Below are 23760 nucleotides of genomic sequence, written 5' to 3'. Positions count from 1 at the left end.
TCTATTTTTGTAGCCTGCGTTTGCCTATAAATTCCTAATTTGCGCCCGCATCCATTTTCTAAAGAAAAACTCTTTTCATGCAGCTGAATTTCAAAAAAGACGTACTTCCCCATGTCGTGGGAATCGCCATTTTCTATGCTATCGTAGTCGTTTATTTTGCCCCTGTAGTTCTTCAGGATCAAGTGATCATGCAGGGAGATATCCTGAAGTGGGAAGGCTCGGCCAAGGAGGCTATAGATTTTCGAGAGGCTACTGGTGAGGAAGCACTCTGGACAAACAGCGTTTTTGGAGGAATGCCAGCGTATTTTGTTAGTCTGGAATTTGCCGGTGATATCACAAATGCCCTTGTGAGTGTTATCACACTGGGGCTTCCACATCCGGTAAACAGCCTCTTCCTAGGCATGGTCGCCATGTATGTGCTTATGCTTACATTCGGTGTCAGGCCGGTTTTTGCGATCATTGCCAGTGTCGCTTTTGCCTTGAGCTCCTATAATTTGCTCAGCTTGGCTGCAGGTCACAATGCTAAAATCTGGGCAATCAGCCTGATACCTATGATTTTGCTGGGTATTCATCTGGCTTTCACAAAAAAGCAACTTCTGGGAGCAGCGGTATTAGCCTTGGGGCTTCTGCTCCAACTAAAATTCAACCACGTACAGATCACTTATTACACCTTGATCATAGCTGTGATCTATGTAATTGTGAGGCTGGTTTTTGACTGGAAAAAGGAAGGATTTGCTCAGCTTGGTAAAACCATTGGCATTCTTGCGATTGGAGCTATGTTGGCTGTAGGTGGAAATGTTGGACGACTGGCAACAGCCATGGAATATGCACCTTATTCCACCCGTGGTAAAGCAACCTTAGAGTCTGCCTCCGCAGGATTAGATAAAGATTATGCCTTTTCCTGGTCAAATGGCAAGTTGGAGACACTCACGCTTTTAGTCCCAAACTTCTACGGAGGAGGAAGTAGCACCCCGCTAGGTGAAGACACTGCATCCGAGAAAGCTTTGCGCAGCAATGGACTTGACCCGGGACAAATCAATGGATTTTTACAAGGCGCGCCAACTTACTGGGGGGATCAACCTTTTACCGGCGGGCCGATTTACGGAGGAGTGATTCTCGTTTTTCTAGCCTTCATAGGGATCTGGGCTGCGCCAAAAGAGAGTTTATACACCTTTGGCGCAATCATCATTTTATCTTTGATGCTTTCCTGGGGAAAAAACCTGAGTTGGTTTAACTACCTACTTTTCGATATCCTACCAGGTTATAATAAGTTCCGAGCAGTTTCCATGGCCTTAGGAATGACACTGTTTGCTATCCCGGCTTTAGGAGCCATTTCACTGGAAAGAATCTATAGAGGCAAAGATTTCAAAGCACTATACATCGCAGGTGCATCAGTTGGTGGTCTTTTATTATTGCTTGCCATTGGTGCCGGCATATTTAGATTTGAAGGAGCGGCAGATGCCGGCTTGCCAGAATGGCTTATCAATGCCATACGTCAGGACCGAAAAGCCATGCTTTCGGCAAGTGCTTGGAGAAGTTTAGCGCTAGTCGCAGCTTCTGCTGGGTTGATCTATTTTGCGCTGAAAAACAAGATTTCAGATCTAGTCTTAGGCTTGGGCATTTTCGCCCTTGTTACATTAGATCTTTGGACGGTAAATAAGCAGTACTTGAACGACAGCTCCTTCCAGGCAAATCCAAGCAGCGCTTATTTCGCGGAAACACCAGCTGACCAACTGATAGCCAAGGACGCCGACTACTTCAGAGTACTCGATCTCACGGAGGGCCTAACCTCCACAGGAAAATCACCTTACAGATTTCACAGTTTGGGCGGTTATCATGGTGCCAAAATGCGCAGGTATCAGGATTTACTGGATAATCGATTGAATTTTGAGTTGAATGACTTTGTGACCAAAGCCCAGGAAGGAAATTTCGATTTTGCTGGTATTCAGACTATCAACATGATGAATACCAAGTATGTAATCGCCGGCACTGCCGCGAATGCAGTTTTTGAAAACCCGGAGGCAAACGGTCCAGCTTGGGTTCCATCTCAGATCGTTTCGGTGGAGACCAATCAAGAAGAAATGGATGAACTTGGGAGAATTGACACCAAAGCTCAGGCTACTGTAAATACGGCTGAGTTTGGTAAAATCACAGCTGGAGCTGGAGAAATCACGCATACTTCATACACTCCAAACGAATTAAAATACCAGGCAAATATGAGTCAAGAAGGCTTGGTGGTTTTTTCAGAAATCTACTATCCTGAAGGGTGGACGGCGACGATCGATGGTGTAGAAACTGATATTTTGAGAACGAATTATCTACTTCGTGGATTGGAAGTCCCAGCGGGCTCACATGATATTGTTTTCAAGTTTTTGCCAAAAAGCTATACCGCCACCAAAACACCGATGATCATCTTCCAATATCTGATTGTGTTATCCTTGATAGCCGGACTATTTTTCACCTTCAAAGAAAAAAAATGAAAGAGGATAAGGATAAAGTCGTCAGCTTTTACGATCAATTTGCAGATAAACAGGAGAAAACCGGGATCAACTCCAGGCACCTAAGCATCTTGGACAAGGTCAAAGATGCTGGTTTGAACGCTAATAATAGCGTATTGGAAGTTGGTTGTGGTATTGGGACGGTGAGTCATTTACTTGCTAATCAGGTAAAACAAGGTGAGGTAATGGCTGTGGACATTTCTCCTGAGAGTATAGCCAAAGCAAAAGTCCTTTGGAAGGATCAAGCCAATCTGAAATTTGAGGTTTCGGATATGTCCGACTTTGACAAAAGTGGGAAAACCTTTGACTTCTTTGTGTTTCCAGATGTTTTGGAACATATTCCAGTGGATCAGCATGATCGCCTTTTCCGCAATATCCACAAGCACGCGCATCAGGACTCAGTGATTTTCATTCATATTCCCGCACCGAGATACTTGCAGTGGATGATTGAAAATGAACCACAAAAGCTCCAAGTAATTGATCAGCCGTTGGACTCTGGAGACCTGATCAAAAGCATTACCTCCAATGGTTTTTACTTGGAAAAAATGGAAACTTATCCCATCTTTTTCGAGGAGAAAGATTATCAATACTTCGTGTTTAGAGCAATAAAGCCACTTTTCAAATCCACTCCTAGAAGCAAATGGGAGATTTTGAAGGAGCGAATTATCATTAGATTAAAGCATGGAATTTTAAAATAAAAGAAATGAAAATAGCAGAAAATACCGTTGTAGGACTTACCTACGAACTCAAAGTAAGCAAAGAAGCAGACGAGATAGAATCAGCTCCATTCAGTGTAGAAATCCGAGATACAGAAGATCCTTTTTACTTTCTTTTTGGAGCGAGTGATCTTCCGGAAAAATTTGAGGAGTTGCTTCAAGGAAAAGAGCAAGGTGAAGACTTTTCCTTCGTAATTCCTGTTGCAGAAGCTTATGGTGAGATAGACGAGGATTTGATTGTCAATTTACCGAAATCGCAGTTTTCAGGAGAAAATGGCTTTAATCCAGAAATGCTGGAAGAAGGCAATTTCTTGCCTTTGATGGACGAAGACGGATATCCTATGCAAGCAAAAATCCTAAAAGATATGGGCGAAGAGATTCTATTGGATTTTAACCATCCACTGGTGGGATTCGATTTGCATTTCGAAGGCAATATAGAAGAAGTCCGCAAAGCGACGAAAGACGAGCTAGCACATGGTCATGTTCATGGTGCTCATGGAGCCCATGACGAGGAGTAAATCGTTTAATTAAAATTGTAAGAGGTAGGAGGTTAAAGGTTTAACATCTTACCTCTATGTTTTTTACTAATATTCACTCCTTTTCAAATTGCATAGAAATCTGATCTTCCTTTTGATCACCCTGTTTGCTTGCACTCAGAAACCCAAGCAAGAAATGATTGATACCTCCGATCTAAAGGATCGGGAATATATTCGAGCCATCGAAGGTGTGGATGAGGTTTTAGACCCTGAGTTGGTCAAGCGAGGAAAGGTTCTAATCTCCTATTCTGACTGTGCAGAATGTCATAAGCCAGATATGAGAGCAAAAGGTCCTGCCTTTCAGGATATTGCAAAGAGATATCCAACCAGTCAAGTTTACATTAACCTCCTTGCACGTAAAGTGATATCTGGTGGTACGGGATCTTGGGGAAGCCCTGTGATGGCTGCTCATCCTAAACTTACTATGGATGATGCCACTGCTATGGTTAGTTACATTCTGTCTTTGGAAGACTGAGTACTAGATCTGCTCATTTTCAGCTTCGTTTTTGATTTTTTCCTGAGCAATTCCCACCATATCCTCCTCCAATACCCAACCTTTTGAAAGTGCATATCCCGATGCTTGGAGCGTATCTTTGACGAGCAGCATTTCGACTCCCAAGCTTTGCAATTCTTCTCTAATTCCTTGAACAAAATCATGGCGAGAGGAATGAACATCACGAATAAAAATCATTAAAATTCTCCCAGGAAACTCTCGAACAATTTGGAGATAAATTGTGGGATCCTCCTGCCCACTATCACCAATTAGCATAAAAGGCAGCTGAGAATAGGTGGACAAAATATGGCGGATTTGCTCCAACTTATGCTCTGAGTGACTTCCTGCGATCAGCTGTGTACGAGACAATCCAATATCCCGAAGCATCAAGGGACCTTTGGGAATATGGTGTATTTGGAGTAGCTCCTGAAGAAAATCAAATAGATTCCAAGGGCTGCTCGACACATAGAAAAAAGGATTGCTCTCTACTCCATCTGTTCCTTTTTGCAAAGCCTTATAAAAAGCAGAAACACCTGGAAAGGGCGTTCGGGTATGTGCATTCTTGGCAAAAGTGGTTTTCAGCATCTCGGTCATCCGCATAGCTCCGGTGGGAATGATCGTATCATCTATGTCAGAAATTATCCCATAATCAATATTCCCCATTGGTAAAAACACATCTGCAAATGCGGTCACCTCACCTTGATTTCGGATCACCTGATCCACCAAAGTCAGTTTAATCTGCTGCCAGCGCGATAAGAATGGGATTTGCTTTTTGGGATGGATTTTAAACTCGAAATATCCTTCTTCATCAGTCTTTGCGAAATATTCGTCTCCATCAAATTCAGCCCTAACCTCCACACCAGGAATCACCACAGTCATAAATCTCCTGCGCATTTTACTGATATTCTGCCAGACGGTATCTTCAGGTGTGGATGTCCCAACTCGATTATCACGAATAACCCGGCCTACCAGTAAAATCTCCTTTTCATTCCCAAAACCTTCGTAAGACATGATCAAGATCGATTTCACCCATCCCAATTTGATCCAAAGCCATAACACAGCCTGATTGATAGCTAGCTTGGTTTCGTAAAGAACTGTTAGTGCTAAGTTTCTTTTTTGAGTTGAAGACATGGGTAAAAAATCTTTTCTCTGTCAGAGCGTCATCACCTTAGGACCATCCCAACTCAAATATACACGATCCCCTATTTCGTATTTTCTCTGCGGGTCATCCACTTCCCAAGTGATTCCACTTTCCTTAAGCTGTATCTGAAGTGAATTGTAGTGCACCAAAAACCTGGAATCTGTCACATGGGCGAGTAAGCCTCCTTTGGTTCTTAGCTTCACATCGGCAGGTCGGATATAGCTGTTTTTAGTATCAGGAAGTTTATTTATCGGGCTGAAAAGCTGAGCGACGTATTTTGTATTTGGCTTCTCACAAAGCTGTCTGGAAGTTCCTTTTTGAGCTACTTTCCCCTTTTGCAAAATGATCAGATTGTCTGTTAACCGAAGAGCATCGTCCAGATCATGTGTCACGAAAATTACAGTGGTACCGAATTCCTTGAAAATCTCCTTCAACTCTGAAATCAGTCGATGAGTCTGAATCGTGTCCAACGATGAAAAAGGCTCATCCAACAATAAGATATCCGGTTCCACTGCCATGGCTTTACCAATCGCCACTTTTTGTTTTTGCCCTCCGGAAAGCTGCCGTGGAAACCTATCCTTAAAATCATTTAATCCGAGAAGCTTCAGCAGCTGGGCTACTCTACTTTTCGCATATTCCTTTTCGTAATGAAGGAGTTGCCTGGAAATATTTTCCTCCACGGTAGAATTGGGATAGAGATGAAAATTCTGATGAATTAACCGGATCTCATCGTAGCCGGAAACAATCTTCTGATTTGGGTTCAAAATCGGCTTACCCCCCAAGAATACTTCTCCTGAATCTTGTACCTCCAAACCAGCCATAATCTTGAGCAAGGTACTTTTACCCGACCCGCTTTCTCCTACAATAGCTAAAAAGTCCCCTTGATTCATCTCCAGTGAAAACGGCTGCAATGCAGGGATCTCATCGTAGGATTTGGAAACATTTGAAATAGAAAAATAACTCATGGGCGAATTTCGGCTTGCAGTTTTTTGGTCAAGCCGCCAAAGATAAGCTCGTAAGAATGATCTGCCAATTCCAGAATCAAGCGATCGGGCACATTTCCTCTCGTACTCACCGAATTCCATTGTTGTTTGTTCATATGATATCCCGGAGTAATACCGTCATATTGCTCGCGCAACTCAACTGCTCGCTCCGGATCACACTTCAGATTGATGTATTGAAACTCCGAAATGGAGCAGATCGAAAAAATCTTGTTACCTACCCGAAAGCAAAGCGCGTCGGCATCAAATGGCGTGTCTTCAGTCACTCCAGCCATTGCTAGACAGTAATCTCGGTAATATTCTAGGGTCATAGGAAAAGTAATTGAGAAAGGAAATTAATGAAAACTGCTAGGAGAAAAAAGAAAGGATGCCGGGTGTCCGAAGCCCGATGCCAGATGATCACATTTAGTTAGGCTTCGTCTAATTTCATGAAGCTATTTCCTTTGCGCAAAAACTAGCTTTCAAAATCGTGTAAATAAAATAGAATTGAAAATACTGATATTTATCACAAATGATTCATCAGATTTTTGGCCTCCGCGCAACGTTTGTGTCCACTGTGGTAATAAACCTCACATATTTCATTAATTTCCTCGCAAATAAAACTATATGAAAATAAATTTACTTGCTTTTTCCTTGATCCTGATTCTTGCAGGTTGTCATTCATTGACGAAGTCGAAAATCACCAAGAAAGACTTAAACAAGGATATAGAACTTGTCACTACAGAAGGTCCAATTGTCATTCGTTTGTATGATGACACTCCCTTAAGTCGCAATAATTTCCTCAGCTTGGTCAAAGAAGGGATGTATGACAGTATACTTTTCCATCGGGTGATTGAGAAATTTATGATTCAGGCAGGGGAAAGAGTTCATGAGGACTCATTTACCAAAAAGAAAGAATTGCTCGGCTTCGATGACCTTATTCCAGCGGAGATTACCAGTTCGCATTTTCACAAAAGAGGAGTTCTCGGAGCAGCCCGCGAAGGTGATGATTCCAATCCTACCCAAAAAGGTAGCTTTATCCAATTCTACATCGTACAAGGACGAACCTACACGGATAGCACCCTTGATATTGCTGAGAAACGCATCAATAAAGGGCTTGCATACAATCATGTCATAAACGATCCTGCTACTAGTTCTACGTTTGCAGCATATCAAGAATTATTGAAAAATCGTGACCCAGGCGATAAGGAGGCCATCGATAGCTTGAAAAGCCAGCTTGATTCCCTTACGGAAAACTACCTTAAAAGCATGACTCCTTACAGTTATCCAGCGTCACATCGGGAGGCTTATAAGACTGTTGGTGGAGCAGCACATTTGGACCAAAACTATACTGTATTTGGTGAGGTAATCTCTGGAATGGAGATCGTCGATAAGATCGCAGCGACCGAAACCAGCAATCGAGATCGGCCATTGGTAAAAATCCTGATCTTAGCTACCAACTTGATTGAGAGAGAAAAATAATCCTAATTCCCCCCTTGCATTTCTACGACCAAAAGCTTCTAAATCCTCTAAGCATCATCTCGTAACCAACTTAAATTCTTCCCTTAGCATGGCGATTGTATGAATAGGCCTATTAACCCTAACATTCATTAAAACCAAGACAACCATGGGAATTGTAAAAGTATTGGAGGTAATCGCCTCCTCGGAAAAAGGAATTGAAGATGCCATTCAAAATGCAGTGGATGAGGTTTCGAAAACTGTTCACAACATTGATTCAGTTTACGTGAAGGATATCAAAGCGCACGTGAAAGAAGGAAAAGTAACTTCTTACGGATGTGTCTGCAAGGTTTCCTTCAGGGTGAATCCATCCTAAATCGTTTAAAACAAACCTTAGAGTGTGGCGCCCGCTACACTCTTTTTTTATTCAACTGGCGCTTGCAGGGAGGTTGTTCGATCTTTTTTACCTTTAGAGTCAACATTGTTTTACTCTTCATGAACACCAAACTAGTCATGACTTCCAGCGCGATACTGATGTATGCGGCAGGAATCATTCTTACTTTCGCACCAGACTTGATTTTGGAAGTTTTAAAACTCAATCCTGATCAAATCTCCTTGTTTCTAATGCAAATTTTGGGAGCTCTTTATTTTGGTTTTGGAATGCTGAACTGGATGAATAAAGGCAGACCTATCGGTGGGATTTACAATCGTCCAGTAGCAATAGCCAATCTGAGCCATTTCATGATAGCGGGTCTTGCCTTGCTGAAGGGACTTTTATCTAATCCTGCATTACCCTCTTTTATCTGGGCATTAGGAATCCTCTATATTGGATTCGGAATCGCTTTTGGGCTGATTCTTTTTCGTCATCCTACTGCAGATCAATCCAAAAACTAGCCATGAAAAATCATAAATTCCAATTGCCGACTTTTCTACTCGGATCCGTTTTCTTAGTTCTTACTTCAGTTGGTTTGGGATTCATTTCTAAGAAAAATCCATCTGCCCAAAATCAACCGCAAGTAGTAAGAATGGCAAAGCTCAAAATCCATCCAGAAATGCTTGACAACTATAAAGCCTTTCTCAAAGAAGAAATTGAAACATCCGTCCGCATAGAACCAGGGGTTTTGGCTCTAAATGCTGTCTCAGATAAAAATGACCCGACTAGCATAACAATTCTAGAAATCTACGCCAATCAAGCTGCTTATTTAGCTCATTTAGAAACCGCTCATTTCTTAAAATACAAAAACGGGACTTCCCAAATGGTCAAATCTCTGGAACTGGTAGAAGTTGAAGAAATAGCACTGAGATCTAAAACCAAGTGATGTCAAATCCAGTTGGTGACTAAGTTCACATACTGACTGGCAATTATTCCTCATCTTTGTAGCATGGAAAAATACATCAAAGCAATTGCTGACGGCTACTATGGCTACTGGAATTACTTTATTGGAGAAATCCTGAATCCGAGCTGGCACAATTACTTTTATTGGCTAGTAGGTGCATCTTTGGTGATTTATGGACTGGAGATTGTTTTTCCATGGAGAAAAAATCAGCCGCTGATCCGCGAACATTTCTGGCTTGACATTTTCTACCTTTTTTGGAATTATTTCCTCTTTGCACTTGTCGCCTACAATGCCCTTTCTATGGTGGCGGTGGAAGCCTTCAATGATTTCCTGGGATTATTTGGCATCACGAATACTGTTGCCATCAAAGTGGATCAGCTGCCTGGCTGGCTACAATTGGTAATCATATTTATAGTCAGAGATTTCATGCAGTGGGCAATTCACCGCATGTATCATCATGTGGATTGGATGTGGGAATTTCATAAAGTTCACCACAGTACTCGAGAGATGGGATTTGCAGCTTTGCTTCGCTATCACTGGATGGAAAATATCCTGTACCGTACGTTAGAATATATCCCTTTGGCGATGATTGGTTTTGGGATTACAGACTTTTTTATCGTCCATATTTTCACGCTAGTCCTTGGGCAACTTGGCCATGCTAATCTGAATATTCCGCTAGGACCATTCAAGTACATAGTCAATGGACCACAAATGCACCTATGGCATCATGCCCGGGAATTGCCAAAAAGCCATCCTCACGGATTCAATTACGGGATTTCTTTGAGCCTTTGGGATTTTCTTTTCCGCACCAATTACTGGCCTTCTGATGATGAAAATCTTCTAGTTGGACTACCTGATGAAGAAAAATTTCCTGAAGGATTTGTTGGGCAGACTGTGGAACCATTTAAAAGGATTTTCAAGAAAAAGACATAAAAATAGCCAGTGAGAAAATTCTCGCTGGCTTTAAAATTAAATGGACGAGGAATTAATTAATCTCTACAACCTTGGTATGAACAGATTCATTGATAAAGTATATTTTTTTTCCTCCGAATGATTTCTCCTCAGTATTGTAGCTAGCCGCCTGCACCAATCCAGTACTTGTAGCTCTTAAGCCCCCAAGTTCTGATGCTGAAAAAGTCACAGAAGTGGTTTTTGATTCTTTGGTAAGCGTAGTAGAACCGTCAGAAACTACCCAAAGGATATTATCCGTATTGGAGGTCATCGCCTCGATAGAGAGTGTAAGATCCGAACCTTTGCTAAAACTAGCTGCAACAGAGGAAGCAAACTTGACCTGTGAAGGCATTCTCTTAGCTGTCACATGTGAAAAAGCATCAAAACCACTCCCTCCGGCTACCTCCCACGTATTGGTTTGACCTGGCACTAGGGAATAAGAGAAGTCTATAGGGTTATTAATGTAGGCATTACCACTAGGTATGGTAAGAGCTTTAGAGTTTAATTTTACTTCTCCTACATTGACCAATGCGCTCCCAACAGCTCCATTGAAAAATGATCCTGACGCTACGTCTATCGCGATCCCTCCTAATCCTGGCACGCTAGGCACTGAACTAGGCAAGTCGGAAAATGACAGAACTGCAGCTAATACGGCATTGGCATCACTCGGTGCTGTCGGCGTTGGGTTAGTCTGCGTCGCTTGAGAAGGATCGTTATCATCATCCGAGCTACAAGCTGAAAAAGTGAGGACGACTCCTAAAAGTAAAGTCCAAAGTGTCGAGTTGAAAGTTTTCATAGTTTTATAGATTTAAAATACTTTTCAAATGTATAAATGCATGAATCTCCACGCCATACGACAAATAGCGTATATTCACTAGAGACACGTTTTGAGTGATAGAAACGCTGTTCTTTTCGTTCAAGCAGAAGATTTTGATACCTTCAATGCTTCCATCTCCTTCAACAGTATAATCTTCCTATATGGATAACATCCTTGCCTTCACACTTTCGGTTTTCACTGGTTTTTTCGCCATTATGAACCCTATTGCGAATGTTCCAATTTTCGCTTCTTTGACGGATGACCTGGATAAAGCTACCAAACGAAGTATTAGCAAGAGAGCTACCATAACTGCCTTTGTGATTGTTGTCGTATTTGTGGTGCTGGGTAAATTTATTTTTGAGCTATTCGGAATCACCATTCCTGCTTTTAAAATCACAGGAGGGATACTTATTTTCTATGTGGGCTTTGAGATGCTTCAATCCAAAAAATCGAGCGTCAAACATATCAAAGAGCCCGAAACTCACGAAAACATCGCAATTTCACCCTTGGCGATTCCTATTTTAGCAGGCCCAGGAACTATCGTAACTGCGATGAACTTTGCTTCCAAAGGCAATTACATTAACATTCTTATTGTAATAGCCGTGTTTGCCGTGATGTGTCTCCTCACTCATATTGCATTTGAGTTAGGGGAAAAAATCGTAAAACGTCTTGGGAAAAACCTGATCGTAGTAATCGGAAAAATCATGGGTTTGATCATCGCAATCATCGGCACCAACATGATTATTACAGGAATTAAAGCTGCTTTTTTCGAGTGATAGCTAAAACATTACTTTTTCCCCAACACATAAAATAAATCCAACCCCACTGCAGGATCTTCCACCAGTAAGTAATCCTCGTGAGAGATATCTACCACGCTTTTGCCTTGTTGTTGATGCAGTTTATTCCGATTTCTACGATTTAAAATCTCATAAGGCATTCTGAGAATTGATGCTGGCAGTTTATGCTGCAAATCAAAAATATCAAAGCGCATGATTTTCTGTACGGACTTGCGGTTGGCCTCATGGTAAGCCCATACTCTTTCATTTCCTCCTACCCCTTTTGCATCAACTGTATCAAAGATAGATTCGCACAAATGGATCAATTGCTGAGGAGTATATTCACGCTCATGCCAAGGGTTTCTTGAAAGCGTGTGATTAATATTTGGCGTAGAAATAACCGCTTTCCCTCCTGGCTTTAACACCCGATAGATTTCCTCCAAAAACAATCGGTCATTTGGAATGTGCTCGATCACCTGAAAGCTCACCACCGTGTCGAAGGAATTATCAGCTATTCCAGCAAATGGAGGAATCACCGCTTGCTGAAATTCTACTTTTGGGAATCGAACTTTGAGCTCGTCTATCACTTCCTGAATTTTATCCAAGCCCAAATAACTATCCGCATAAGGCAAAAGCGTCTCCACTCCACGGCCTTCGCCGCAGCCTACTTCCAGTAATTTGCCAGAAATCCAAGGCTGTGCAGCAATGTAAGCTTTCAGTAAGCGTTGATGAATAGGATTGTCACTGACCAACTTGTCAGAGGCGATTTCCGTTGTATAGGTAGCCATACAAAAATTTACTATTTTGGCAAAAGTAAGGTTAATTTCCCAAACCCGAGATCAACACCCGATGAACTGTAAAACAAGCCGACTCCTGATTTTTTTAATCCTCTTCACAGGAACCACATTACCCACCCTAGCACAAAAGACATTAAGCAGTCTAAATCAGACACTTCGCTACTCTAGGTACTCAAGACTATCGCTTAAGATCATTCCCATCAAAGTATCTGAGACGAGTTATAAACTTCAGTTGCAGGTAGAGAAAATAGAAGAAAACCCTGTTTTAAACACATTTAGTTTCACTTATTCTATTTTGGATAGCTATGAGGAGGAAATTCTTTCTGATAATACGTTTATTTTAACCTCAGATGACCTAAAGTATGACACGGATAGCCATTGGGTTTTTGAAAAGACTGTAGAAATACCCGCCACTACAGAAACTGCAATTGCCTTATTCACTGCTTTGGACACGAGGCAAGGGGATGAATATTATTATTCTACAGACATAAAAAGTAGTTTCATATTCGATATCCCAAATTTCGGAGCTTATTACGCCAATCATGTTGGTTTTGACCAGAACTACCTAAATGTCGGTGAGTCACTACTTTTCAAATCCGATGGCGGTCCAACATTGCATAACTTCTATTACCCAATTAGTTTGGAGGTGCCTTATCCTCCAATGGAAACCAAGCCGGCAGCAGTACCGAGGGAATTAGAAGTAATTGACTCCGGAGATTTCTTGGAAAACATCCCTAAATCTTTTGATCAAATAGGCTATTACTTCATTCAAAGTGATACTTCTGCAAGCACAGGACTTGTCCTTAAAACCACCCATGAAGCCTTTCCAAAGGTGAAAGATTGGGAGGAAATGGTGGAAATGGTTACTTACATCTCTACGCGAAAAGAGCACGAAGATTTGAAAGCTGCTCAAGACAAAAAGAAGGCTCTGGACGCTTATTGGATAGGATTGACAAGAAATCCAGAAACAGCAAAAGAGCTAATCCGTGAGTATTTTCGCCAAGTGGAATTCGCTAATCTGCTTTTTACAGACTTTAAAGAAGGCTGGAAAACAGACAAAGGAATGGTCTATATCGTCATGGGGCCACCACAGGAAGTCAACTTTTATTTGGATAGAGAAGTGTGGAGTTATGGAGGAACTAACGAGAGTTCAAGAATTCGCTTTACCTTTGCGCGGGTTAAAAACATACTTAGCCCTCACTATTACACCTTGAACCGCTCCCGTGCTTACCAGCCGGTTTGGTTCAAAAACATATCCATATGGAGAAGCGGAAAGATGGCTTTTTGATTGAAAAAGGCGAACACGAAAAGGACTTTATTTTTGGAACCAGGGCAGTTATGGAGTCAATCCATGCTGGAAAAGACATTGACAAAGTGTTGGTTCAGAAAGAAATCAACAATGACCTGATCAAGGAATTGCTGAAGCTTTGCAAAACCGAGAAAATCCCTGTTGTCCGAGTTCCAGAGGCAAAGCTGAATAGAATTACCCGTAAAAATCATCAGGGCGTAGTAGCTCAGATGTCTTCTATAGAATATGCTTCGTTGGATCATGTGATCGAAAGTTGCTTCAATGTCGGCAAGGCTCCATTGATCCTGATATTGGATAGAATCACAGATGTTAGAAACTTTGGCGCTATCGCTAGAACTGCAGAATGTGCAGGAGTAGACGCAATCGTAATTCCAGAAAAAGGCAGCGCTCAAATCAACTCTGATGCAATTAAGACTTCCGTCGGAGCTTTGAATTTTCTTCCTGTAGTGAGATCTAGAAACCTTTTCTATACTTGTAGAGATCTGCAAAAATCAGGTTTGGTATTGGTAGCAATCACTGAGAAAACGGATAAGACGATGTATGACACAGATTTTTCCGTTCCGGTTGCGATGGTGATGGGGTCTGAGGAAGATGGAATATCTACCGAATTGATGGGGATCGTCGACGAAAAAGTAAAAATCCCTATGGCTGGTAGAATCGAAAGTTTGAATGTATCTGTTTCTGCAGGTGTGGCTATTTACGAAGCGATCAGGCAGAGAAAATAAGAATTAACAAAAATGTAGAAAAGGGGAAGGTTTTAGATAAACTCTTCCCCTTTCTTTTTTGCGTTGGAGACAAACTCACGAAATTTTTTCTCCGCATCAAGTTTACAGATCAACAGCACATTATCAGTTTCGTTTACCAGGTAATTTTCCAGACCTTGAACAACCACTAGCTTATCCCCCTTTACTTTGATATAACTGTTTTTTGTTTCATACAAAACAGCATTTGCCTCCACCACATTATTGTCTTCATCCTTGTCCCGTAGATCATACAGACTACTCCATGAACCCAAATCTGACCAGCCGAAGTCACCCAGAATAACATATACCTGACTCGATTTTTCCATGATTCCATAGTCAATCGAAATATTTTTCATTTGAGTATAGGCAGCAGATACAAACTCTGCCTCACCTGCTTTACCATAGATTTCTTTTCCTTCTTCAAATACTTCAGCCAAATCCGGCATGTGCTCTTCAAATGCATTGATTAAGCTTCTTGCTTTCCAAATAAACATCCCCGAATTCCACACAAAATCCCCACTTTCGATTAAGGTCTTAACTAATTTGGAATTTGGCTTTTCTATAAAAGTCTTTACTCGGTACACATGCGTATTTGGCTGTTCTATGTATTGGATATAGCCATATCCTATTTCCGGCCTGTTTGGCTTTATTCCGAGGGTGATTAATTTTCCGTCATTTGCTGCCTCTATCGCTTTCTGAAGGGTACGATCAAACTTCTTCTCTTGCAAAATCAGGTGATCAGCAGGAGTTACAATAATGGTAGCGTCTGGATCTTTAGAATAAATACTGTAAGTCGCATAGGCAATACAAGTTGCGGTATTTTTCCGCAATGGCTCAGTTAAAATCTGGTGATCGTTCAGCTCCGGCAACTGTTCTTTGACCAATGCAAGGTATTTTCTGTAGGTAATAACCACAAACTGATCTGGATCTGCCATTTCAGCAAATCGATCATAGGTCATTTGCAATAAGGTACGACCAGTCCCTAGTATATCCAAAAATTGCTTTGGTCGCTTTCTGCGACTGTAAGGCCAAAATCGGGAGCCGATGCCACCGGCCATAATAAGAATATAGGGTTTATTGTGCATACTAAAAGTTAAACAATTCCTTCTTTCATCAATTCATGAATATGAACAAAACCAGCGATTTTATTTCCATTCATAGCTACGAGTTGCGTGATATTATGATTTTTCATCATATTCAGCGCTCGAATGGCATATTCTTGTGTTGAAATCGATTTTGGATTTACAGTCATAATATCAGAGGCATGAAGCGACTGAATATCGAGTGATTTTTGAAGCATTCTTCGCAAATCTCCGTCGGTGATGATTCCTTTCAAATTACCAGCTGAATCCACTACAGAAGTAGCACCTAGCCTTTTTCCAGAAATCTCCATGATTACTTCCGCCAATCCGGCATTTTCGGTGACTATAGGAATCTCATTTCCACCCAATACATCACCTACTCTAAGATACAACTGCTTTCCTAAAGATCCGCCCGGATGATACTTTGCAAAATCATCTGAAGTAAATCCTCTAGCTTCCAAAAGGCAAACTGCTAATGCGTCTCCTAATGCCATATGTACGGTGGTACTAGTAGTTGGCGCCAAATTATGCGGACAAGCTTCCTCCCCGATTGTTGCATTTAATACATAATCCGCTTGCTCGGCCAGAAAACTTTTTGGATTACTAACGAGTGCCACTAGTTTTGACCCTAGTTTTTTAAGTAAAGGAACCAGCACTTTTATCTCCGGAGTATTACCGCTTTTGGAAATACAAATAATGATATCATCTTCCTGAATCATTCCCAGATCGCCGTGAATAGCATCAGCTGCGTGCATGAAAATAGCTTTCGTCCCAGTGGAATTGAGCGTGGCAACTATCTTATTAGCAATAAGTGCGCTTTTCCCCACACCGGTAATTACCACCCTGCCTTTTGAAAGTAAAATATGCTCTACGCAGGCGTCAAAATCGCCATCTAAAAAATCAATAAGATTTAACACTGCCTGAGCCTCGTTTTGCAACACTCTCGTGGCTGTATTTCTAATATTTTTAGCTAAATTCAATTTTACCTGTGTTTATAACTAATTTTGAACCTGGGTATAAATGTAATAAATCATTCCTGTTTACAGGCTTTAGTTACCCTTTTAGCCCCTTAACAAGTGGAAGAAAAAGTAAAATCAGATCTCAAAAAAATCTTTGGATTCAGTCAATTCCGTGGAAATCAAGAATTGATCGTTGATAATTTGCTCAATAAGCGGAATACGTTCGTCATCATGCCTACGGGCGCTGGTAAATCGTTGTGCTATCAATTGCCCGCTGTGATGAGAGAAGGCACTGCTATCGTGATTTCCCCTTTGATAGCTTTGATGAAAAATCAGGTGGATCAGTTGCAGGCATTGGGAATCAATGCGCATTTTCTGAATTCTACTTTGAATAAATCGGAAGCTACTCGAGTAAAAAGCGAGGTGCTCAAAAAGAAAACCAAACTTTTATATGTGGCTCCTGAGTCATTGACCAAGCAGGAAAACGTGGATTTTCTTAAGTCTGCGCATCTCAGCTTTGTCGCCATAGATGAAGCACACTGCATCTCTGAGTGGGGACATGATTTCAGACCAGAATACAGAAGGATTAAATCCATTATTGCACAAATCGCACCTGATCTACCGATCATTGCGCTTACGGCTACTGCGACGCCAAAAGTGCAGCAGGACATTCAGCGTAACCTACAGATGGAAGAGGCAGATTTATTTAAGTCTTCCTTCAACAGAACGAATCTCTTTTATGAGGTTCGACCAAAAGTGAAAAATGATTCTAAAAAGGATTTAATCAAATTCATAAAGGGTCACAAAGGCAAATCTGGCATAATCTATTGCCTCAGTCGCAAAAAAGTAGAGGAAATCGCTCAACTTCTCAAAGTGAATCAAGTCAATGCAGCTCCTTATCATGCAGGGTTAGATTCCTCTGTTAGAATCAAGACTCAGGACGATTTCCTTAATGAAGAACTGGATGTAATCGTTGCAACAATTGCTTTTGGGATGGGAATCGACAAGCCGGATGTGCGTTACGTAATCCACTACGATGTGCCTAAATCTTTGGAAGGATATTACCAGGAAACTGGTCGAGCTGGGCGTGACGGACTGGAAGGTCATTGCCTCATGTTCTACAGATATGAGGACATTGTAAAACTTGACAAATTCAATAAGGACAAACCTGTAACTGAGCGGGAAAATGCCAAAATCCTTTTACAAGAGATGGCTGCTTACTCTGAGACAGGTGTGTGTAGAAGGAAGTTTATCCTGAATTATTTCGGAGAAACGATGAATGACGATTGTGGCTTCTGTGACAATTGTAAACGTCACAGGGAAACATTCGAAGGTATGGACATGGTGACTACCGTTTTGGAAGCAGCCAAACAAACCAATGAACGTTTCGGACTTGATCACCTTGTAAAAGTGATTGTGGGCGAATCCACCGATTACGTGATGAGCTATTCTCATGATAAACTTCCAGTTTTTGGGAAAGGAAAAGAATCTTCTGAGAAAACTTGGATTGGTGTAATCCGCCAGGTGATGATTCTAAATATGCTTGAAAAGGACATCGAAAGTTACGGAGTCTTGAAATTAACTTCTAAGGGCAAGGATTTTCTTGAGTCTCCTTTTAAAATTGATTTACACCATGACCATGATTTCGCCAAAGAAGTAGAATCAGGCCAAGCTGAAATTGTGATCAGTACCGGAATCGCCTACGACGAGAAGTTGTTTGAACTTCTAAAAGCAGAGCGTAAAAAAGTAGCCCGTTCCAAAGGACTTCCTCCTTATGTCATCTTTCAAGATCCTTCTTTGGAAGAAATGGCAACCGTCTATCCTACCACGCGAGAGGAGCTAGCGCAAATCATTGGCGTAGGTATGGGAAAAGTCGTTAAATTCGGGTCTTCATTCCTAAAGCTCATAGCAAACTATGTGGAAGAGAATGAGATCGAGACCGCTTCAGATGTCGTAGTAAAATCATCTGGGACCAGGTCCAAAGTGAAAATTTCAATAATCCAGCAGATCGACCGCAAGGTAGGCTTGGATGAGGTAGCAGAAAACCTCAACATGAGTATGAGTGACTTGCTCCATGAAATAGAGCAGATCATTTATAGCGGAACTAAACTAAATATAGATTACTACATAGAAGCTATCATGGATGAAGATCGGGAGGATTTGCTCCACGATTACTTCATGAATGCGACTAGTGATCAGATCAAAGCAGCCTTAGATGAACTCGAAGATGAAGATTTCGCAGAAGACGAATTGCGTGTCTACCGGATCAAATTCATCTCTGAGCATGCAAATTAACTTGAATTGAGTCAATGAATATACTCTTATTAGGGAGCGGAGGCAGAGAACATGCTTTCGCTTGGAAGATTGTACAAAGCACCGATTGTACCCAATTATATGTAGCTCCTGGCAATGCCGGCACCGAAAGCATAGCAACCAATGTCAATCTCAGCATCACAGATTTTGACGGAATCCGAGATTTTATCACATCTAATAACATCGCCCTAGTGGTCGTAGGACCAGAAGAGCCTTTGGTTAAAGGAATTGTAGATTACCTACAAAGTCAACCAGAAACTGCTGCGATTCCCGTTGTGGGACCTTCCCAATTAGGGGCTACATTGGAAGGTAGCAAGGACTTTTCGAAACGCTTTATGCAGCGTAATAATGTCCCGACGGCAGCCTATGAGACATTCACCGCAGATCAGTTGGAAGAAGGGCTTACTTATTTGGATAGGCAAAGTCTTCCGATTGTATTAAAAGCAGATGGCCTAGCTGCCGGCAAAGGCGTGCTTATCTGTTTAACTTTAGAGGAAGCAAAAAATTCGTTGAAGGAAATGCTTTTGGATCAGAAGTTTGGTGAGGCTTCTTCGAAGGTTGTAATTGAAGAGTTTTTGACTGGAATCGAGCTTTCTGTTTTCGTCGCTACTGATGGGAAAAATTATAAGATTTTGCCGGAGGCGAAAGATTATAAGCGAATCGGAGAAGGAGATACAGGATTAAATACAGGAGGAATGGGTGCTGTGAGCCCAGTTATTTTCGCAGATGAGGCCTTTATGGCCAAAGTAGAAGAGAAAGTAGTTAAGCCAACAGTAGATGGGTTAGCAAAAGAAAACATTCCCTACAAAGGATTCTTATTTATTGGGCTGATGAATAAAGATGGAGAGCCACACGTCATCGAATATAACGTGCGTATGGGCGACCCGGAGACAGAAGCTGTACTTCCTAGAATTGAAAGTGACTTTTTGGCTTTGCTTCATGGCATCGGCACTGGAACCCTGGATTCTTATGAATTAAAAATCTCTCCTGACTATGCGACTACCGTAGTAATGGTTAGTGGTGGATATCCAGGGTCATATGAAAAAGGAAAAGTTATTTCTCTGCCTGATACGGTGCAGGGAGCGGAGATTTTCCACGCAGGAACGGGAAGAAATGAAAACGGAGACTTAGTCAACCAAGGTGGTCGGGTAATCGCTGTAACAGGAAAAGGGGAATCATTGCAGGAAGCCTTGAGCAATGCCTTTACAACGGTAAAAGGGATCAATTGGGATCAAGCCTACTACCGCAAGGATATCGGAATGGATATCTTGAACTTAATGTAATTAAACCCAAAACTAATCAGGGCTTAGTCCCTGTCTATATATTATGTCTGGATGTAGCACATGCTCAACCTCCTCAGGAGGAACCGGAGGTTGCCAAAGTAACGGCAGCTGCGGGACGAGTGATTGTAATAAAATGAATGTTTTCGATTGGCTATCTCACATGGGAATTCCCGAGGTAGACAACTTTGATATAGTAGAAGTAAAATTCAAAGGAGGAAGAAAAGAGTACTTTCGAAATGTAGATTTTCTCGCCTTAAACACCGGTGACCCTGTCGTTGTAGACGTCCCAAGCGGGCATCACATCGGCTATGTTTCCCTGCAGGGCGAACTTGTTCGTCTGCAAATGCAAAAAAGAAAAATCAGGAATGACGACGAAATCCTGAGAATATACCGTGTCGCAAATCAAAAAGACATGGAAAAGTGGGGAGAAGCCCAAAACCGGGAAATCCCAACGCTTTATCGATGCCGTCAGATAGTCGAAGAATTTGGGCTAAAAATGAAAATGTCCGATGTAGAATATCAGGCAGATAACTCCAAAGCTACTTTTTACTATTCTGCAGATGACCGTGTTGATTTCCGTGAATTGATCAAAGCGCTGGCAGGAGAGTTCAGAATCAGAGTAGAAATGCGCCAAATCAGCCTCCGACAAGAAGCTGGAAGACTTGGCGGAATTGGCGTTTGCGGAAGAGAACTATGCTGTTCTACTTGGCTGGTTGACTTCAAAAATGTCAGCACATCTGCAGCACGATACCAGAACCTTTCTCTAAACCCAGGTAAATTAAGTGGTCAATGCGGTAGGCTAAAATGCTGTCTAAACTATGAGTTGGATACTTACATGGATGCGATCAAAGATATTCCATCAATTGATCGTCCACTCCAGACTGAGTCCGGCCCAGCGAAACTTCAGAAAACGGATATTTTCCGTAAGCTGATGTGGTTTAGCTACAACAATGATAACGACTGGCATAGCATCACTTGCGAGCGAGTGAAGGAGATTCTTGAAATCAACGAAAAAGGAAAAAAAGTCTTCACACTTCAATATAATGAAGCTTCAGAAATTGAAGATTTAGCAGCTAAATCAACTAGAGAACTTGAACTTTTAGATAAAAAGTTTGCGTCTTCTAGCCCTAAACGCAAGAAAAAACCACGTCCACAAAATAGAAATTCAGGCGGAAACAGAAATCAACAAGGATCGAATAAACCTGATTCTAAACCAAATAAACCTGAAGCTCAGCAGAATGCTAATCAGGGTCCAAGACCAGCTGGAGATCAGCCCAAAAAGCGCAGAAACAAGAACAGAAATAAGCCTAGAAATCCTGAAGCAAATGTCGGACAAACGCCAGCAGCTCAACCACAGCAGCCAAAAGCAAAGGGCGGACCTCCAAAGAGGCAAAATGTACAGAAGCCAAAACCAGCTGAAGGGAATGCAGGAAATGCTAGTACAAATGACGCTAAGCCAAAACCTCAGGGGAAAAAGAGATTTCCTCCGCGAAAAAATCAAGGGCCAAATCCAAATAAACCAGGGAATGAATAAGGTTAAACATTACCTTTTTATAGTTCTTATCCTCGTGACTGCAGCCTGTACAGACGGGCGCATTTACGAGGACTTTCACAGCCTCCCAAATCAAAATTGGAGCATTACCGATAGTCTTGTTTTCGACCTTCAGGATGTGGAGCTAATCAATACACCTGATCTAGTCGCAGTGAAGTTTAACGAGGAATATGCTTTTTCTAATTGCTATATGAGAGTAATTAGCAAAGATTCTGCTGGTGTAATTCTGGACAATAAGCTAGTGAATTTGATCTTATTCGATCCTAAATCCGGTGAACCCCTTGGTGAAGGATTTGGAAATTCTTACACGCGCTACGATACACTTCCTTTCCTATTTGATCAAAACACCAAGACTGTTACGCTATTGCAATACATGAGACAGGACCTATTGCCGGGCGTGGAAGCAGTTGGGATTAAGATTTTGAAATAAAACTTAGATTCATCTGGGTATAATTCACGCAGATAAACGCAGATAACTTTCGCAGATTTGCAGAGAATTTATTAGGGAGTTATTGGGTCTAATTAATTGATCGAAATCATAATCCCCGAAAATCTGCGTGTTGGTTCAGCGGCGATCTGTGTGAACTAAAACAACTCATTTCAACTCTTTCTGAAAACAAACACTATTCTCAATTCCAATGTATTGTCCATAGTTTGGAATAAGGGCATATCCCTGCTTATTATAAAGTGCCACTGCCTCCACCTGTCTTTTTCCTGTTTCAAGTACACATTTTTTATAGCCTAGTTCTGCAGCCCATACTTCCAACTCTGTTAAGACGGTGGAAGCTAAACCTTTCCCTCTGGCATCAGGCTTTGTAAACATACGTTTTACTTCCATGGAGTCTTTATCAAACTCCTTAATCGCACCGCAAGCAACAGGAACTCCATTTTCATAGCCCACCACCACATTTTTCAGGTTAACGATCTTATTAAATTGATTGTAAAAGTCATGCTCTCTACCATCCTTTTCAGCTAAATAGGCATCGAGCTGCTTTACTAAAGCTACAAAATCAGGATTTGAGGAATCAGTACGAGTAAGTGTGATCATAGTGAAAATGGATTAAAACGAGAAGTTATCTAAAAATCTCATTTCGGTAGGATAATTTCTAAGAATAGGACTTGAATAGTAGCTGAAAGTTACTGTCAGTATAGCATGAATTATTTCATTGATTTTGGGATCCACGAAGAAAAACCAAGCAATTAATGTAAAAACTTATAGAACAGTTTATCTAAATAACTATCTTCCTAGCATAAAATATATCCTATGATTAAAAAACGACTATTCATTTCCTGCCTTTTTATTGCCTTAATTTCTTGTTCAAAAGAATCCTCCCTAGTTCAAGATCAAAATGTAACAGTGACTAAAGTCTCAACTACCGTCCGCCATTCCCTAGATGATAAATTGTTTAATGCGAAAACTGGAGAGCCCATCTCCATGGAAGAGTTCTCGAAAATGATAAAAGAAAACCCGACCATCGGCTTAGATAAAATTTATGATAAATACGGAAATCCAGAAAAATTCCTGTACAACCCAGATGAACCAAGTAAAAATTACTCACGAAGAGATCCCTCACTCCAACCTCAAATTGGACAAAAATTTCCTGACTTTACTTTCACAACTATAGCTAATAAAGAGATCTCCTCAGAGGAAATGTTAGGGAAATGGGTGATTGTTAGATTTGATTTTTTTGCAGATAAAATGGATATAGATAATTACGTTTCCTTTTCAGAAGAAATCAATAAGGTTTCTAAATCAGCGAATCTAACCACTGTTTTATGTTCTTTGGATACAAAGGAAAACATTGATAGAGAGTTAAGTATGTTTTCTGATGTGATTCATTTAGTCGGTGATGGCCAAGGCTTCTTTGCAAAATATCACATAACCAGAATGCCTACCACCATTTTGATAGATCCATCTCAAAATGTGGTTTCATATTTAGATAAGGATAGCTATTCAGAAATTCAATCTTTGATTCATCCCTAGTCCACATTTGCTAAGAATCTAAAAAAGTTTGTAGA

The 23760-nt window shown here is 41.2% G+C and carries 25 protein-coding genes; 17 read left to right on the top strand and 8 right to left on the bottom strand.

The annotated features are described in order from the left end of the window. Positions 1 to 77 precede the first annotated feature (77 nt). The 4 genes from LV83_RS06210 (at position 78) to LV83_RS06195 (ending at position 4225) form a co-directional block, all read left to right on the top strand. Positions 78 to 2480: a YfhO family protein gene (locus tag LV83_RS06210; protein ID WP_111610683.1), complete on the top strand. Its 2403-nt coding sequence runs from the start codon at positions 78 to 80 to the stop codon at positions 2478 to 2480. Beyond that, complete coding sequence (locus LV83_RS06205) at positions 2477 to 3196, top strand: class I SAM-dependent methyltransferase (RefSeq protein ID WP_111610682.1); 720 nt, start codon at positions 2477 to 2479, stop codon at positions 3194 to 3196. The genes LV83_RS06210 and LV83_RS06205 overlap by 4 nt, the downstream gene beginning before the upstream one ends. Positions 3197 to 3201: 5 nt before the next feature. Next, a complete protein-coding gene (locus LV83_RS06200; protein WP_111610681.1) occupies positions 3202 to 3732 on the top strand; it encodes an FKBP-type peptidyl-prolyl cis-trans isomerase in 531 nt (176 codons plus the stop codon). A gap of 154 nt (positions 3733 to 3886) precedes the next feature. Further along, positions 3887 to 4225 (top strand): c-type cytochrome, encoded by a 339-nt coding sequence (locus tag LV83_RS06195; RefSeq protein WP_170124559.1) that lies wholly within the window; start codon positions 3887 to 3889, stop codon positions 4223 to 4225. 3 nt (positions 4226 to 4228) lie between these two features. On the opposite strand, the gene LV83_RS06190 is transcribed toward LV83_RS06195, so the two are convergent. Genes LV83_RS06190 through LV83_RS06180 form a run of 3 tightly spaced genes read right to left on the bottom strand, consistent with a single transcriptional unit; the run spans position 4229 to position 6696 of the window. Further along, on the bottom strand, positions 4229 to 5374 hold the full coding sequence (locus tag LV83_RS06190) for an App1 family protein (RefSeq protein WP_111610680.1): 1146 nt from the start codon (positions 5372 to 5374) through the stop codon (positions 4229 to 4231). A gap of 21 nt (positions 5375 to 5395) precedes the next feature. Next, positions 5396 to 6349, bottom strand: a complete 954-nt coding sequence (locus LV83_RS06185) for an ABC transporter ATP-binding protein (protein WP_111610679.1) — start codon at positions 6347 to 6349, stop codon at positions 5396 to 5398. Further along, complete coding sequence (locus LV83_RS06180) at positions 6346 to 6696, bottom strand: MmcQ/YjbR family DNA-binding protein (RefSeq protein WP_111610678.1); 351 nt, start codon at positions 6694 to 6696, stop codon at positions 6346 to 6348. The genes LV83_RS06185 and LV83_RS06180 overlap by 4 nt, the downstream gene beginning before the upstream one ends. Before the next feature lie 295 nt (positions 6697 to 6991). Here LV83_RS06180 and LV83_RS06175 point away from each other — a divergent pair, with 295 nt between their 5' ends. From LV83_RS06175 to LV83_RS06155, 5 genes are all read left to right on the top strand, one after another. After that, positions 6992 to 7846 carry a peptidylprolyl isomerase gene (locus tag LV83_RS06175; protein ID WP_111610677.1) on the top strand — a complete coding sequence of 285 codons (855 nt, stop codon included), beginning with the start codon at positions 6992 to 6994 and terminating at the stop codon, positions 7844 to 7846. Between the two features lie 145 nt (positions 7847 to 7991). Further along, complete coding sequence (locus LV83_RS06170) at positions 7992 to 8198, top strand: dodecin family protein (RefSeq protein ID WP_111610676.1); 207 nt, start codon at positions 7992 to 7994, stop codon at positions 8196 to 8198. A 119-nt stretch (positions 8199 to 8317) separates the two neighbouring features. Beyond that, on the top strand, positions 8318 to 8716 hold the full coding sequence (locus LV83_RS06165) for a hypothetical protein (protein ID WP_111610675.1): 399 nt from the start codon (positions 8318 to 8320) through the stop codon (positions 8714 to 8716). 2 nt (positions 8717 to 8718) lie between these two features. Next, the gene (locus tag LV83_RS06160) at positions 8719 to 9141 is read left to right on the top strand and encodes a putative quinol monooxygenase (protein ID WP_111610674.1); all 423 of its coding nucleotides are present in this window, start codon (positions 8719 to 8721) and stop codon (positions 9139 to 9141) included. A 63-nt stretch (positions 9142 to 9204) separates the two neighbouring features. After that, positions 9205 to 10092: a sterol desaturase family protein gene (locus tag LV83_RS06155; protein WP_111610673.1), complete on the top strand. Its 888-nt coding sequence runs from the start codon at positions 9205 to 9207 to the stop codon at positions 10090 to 10092. 52 nt (positions 10093 to 10144) lie between these two features. Here LV83_RS06155 and LV83_RS06150 read toward each other — a convergent pair whose 3' ends face one another. Beyond that, complete coding sequence (locus LV83_RS06150; RefSeq protein WP_111610672.1) at positions 10145 to 10906, bottom strand: hypothetical protein; 762 nt, start codon at positions 10904 to 10906, stop codon at positions 10145 to 10147. A 182-nt stretch (positions 10907 to 11088) separates the two neighbouring features. Between LV83_RS06150 and LV83_RS06145 the strand changes: the two genes are divergently transcribed. After that, positions 11089 to 11703, top strand: coding sequence for a MarC family protein (locus tag LV83_RS06145; RefSeq protein ID WP_111610671.1), 615 nt, complete (start codon positions 11089 to 11091; stop codon positions 11701 to 11703). An 11-nt stretch (positions 11704 to 11714) separates the two neighbouring features. Here the strand turns inward: LV83_RS06145 and LV83_RS06140 are convergent, their stop codons facing one another. Beyond that, a complete protein-coding gene (locus LV83_RS06140) occupies positions 11715 to 12491 on the bottom strand; it encodes a class I SAM-dependent methyltransferase (protein WP_111610670.1) in 777 nt (258 codons plus the stop codon). A gap of 16 nt (positions 12492 to 12507) precedes the next feature. On the opposite strand from LV83_RS06140, the gene LV83_RS06135 reads away from it, so the two are divergent. Together LV83_RS06135 and rlmB are read left to right on the top strand one after the other, a co-directional pair. Continuing rightward, on the top strand, positions 12508 to 13788 hold the full coding sequence (locus LV83_RS06135; protein ID WP_245947008.1) for a GWxTD domain-containing protein: 1281 nt from the start codon (positions 12508 to 12510) through the stop codon (positions 13786 to 13788). After that, on the top strand, positions 13761 to 14534 hold the full coding sequence (gene rlmB, locus LV83_RS06130; RefSeq protein ID WP_111610668.1) for a 23S rRNA (guanosine(2251)-2'-O)-methyltransferase RlmB: 774 nt from the start codon (positions 13761 to 13763) through the stop codon (positions 14532 to 14534). Before LV83_RS06135 ends, rlmB begins: the two co-directional genes overlap by 28 nt. A gap of 32 nt (positions 14535 to 14566) precedes the next feature. On the opposite strand, the gene LV83_RS06125 is transcribed toward rlmB, so the two are convergent. Both LV83_RS06125 and LV83_RS06120 read right to left on the bottom strand, forming a co-directional pair. Beyond that, positions 14567 to 15637, bottom strand: a complete 1071-nt coding sequence (locus LV83_RS06125; RefSeq protein WP_111610667.1) for a mannose-1-phosphate guanylyltransferase — start codon at positions 15635 to 15637, stop codon at positions 14567 to 14569. A gap of 8 nt (positions 15638 to 15645) precedes the next feature. After that, complete coding sequence (locus LV83_RS06120; protein WP_111610666.1) at positions 15646 to 16614, bottom strand: KpsF/GutQ family sugar-phosphate isomerase; 969 nt, start codon at positions 16612 to 16614, stop codon at positions 15646 to 15648. Between the two features lie 96 nt (positions 16615 to 16710). Here LV83_RS06120 and recQ point away from each other — a divergent pair, with 96 nt between their 5' ends. The 4 genes from recQ to LV83_RS06100 all read left to right on the top strand — a co-directional run bounded on the left by recQ (position 16711) and on the right by LV83_RS06100 (position 22171). Beyond that, positions 16711 to 18888, top strand: coding sequence for a DNA helicase RecQ (gene recQ, locus LV83_RS06115; protein WP_111610665.1), 2178 nt, complete (start codon positions 16711 to 16713; stop codon positions 18886 to 18888). Between the two features lie 14 nt (positions 18889 to 18902). Continuing rightward, the gene (purD, locus tag LV83_RS06110) at positions 18903 to 20189 is read left to right on the top strand and encodes a phosphoribosylamine--glycine ligase (RefSeq protein WP_111610664.1); all 1287 of its coding nucleotides are present in this window, start codon (positions 18903 to 18905) and stop codon (positions 20187 to 20189) included. A 133-nt stretch (positions 20190 to 20322) separates the two neighbouring features. Continuing rightward, on the top strand, positions 20323 to 21723 hold the full coding sequence (gene ricT, locus LV83_RS06105; RefSeq protein ID WP_111610663.1) for a regulatory iron-sulfur-containing complex subunit RicT: 1401 nt from the start codon (positions 20323 to 20325) through the stop codon (positions 21721 to 21723). Beyond that, positions 21716 to 22171, top strand: coding sequence for a gliding motility lipoprotein GldH (locus LV83_RS06100; protein ID WP_158530516.1), 456 nt, complete (start codon positions 21716 to 21718; stop codon positions 22169 to 22171). The genes ricT and LV83_RS06100 overlap by 8 nt, the downstream gene beginning before the upstream one ends. Before the next feature lie 165 nt (positions 22172 to 22336). Here LV83_RS06100 and LV83_RS06095 read toward each other — a convergent pair whose 3' ends face one another. Next, positions 22337 to 22789 carry a GNAT family N-acetyltransferase gene (locus LV83_RS06095; protein WP_111610661.1) on the bottom strand — a complete coding sequence of 151 codons (453 nt, stop codon included), beginning with the start codon at positions 22787 to 22789 and terminating at the stop codon, positions 22337 to 22339. 216 nt (positions 22790 to 23005) lie between these two features. On the opposite strand from LV83_RS06095, the gene LV83_RS06090 reads away from it, so the two are divergent. Next, a complete protein-coding gene (locus LV83_RS06090) occupies positions 23006 to 23725 on the top strand; it encodes a TlpA family protein disulfide reductase (RefSeq protein ID WP_111610660.1) in 720 nt (239 codons plus the stop codon). Positions 23726 to 23760: the final 35 nt, after the last annotated feature.

The organism is Algoriphagus yeomjeoni, from assembly GCF_003259505.1.
GTDB classification, from domain to species: domain Bacteria; phylum Bacteroidota; class Bacteroidia; order Cytophagales; family Cyclobacteriaceae; genus Algoriphagus; species Algoriphagus yeomjeoni.
This window is presented reverse-complemented; position numbering and strand designations above follow the sequence as displayed.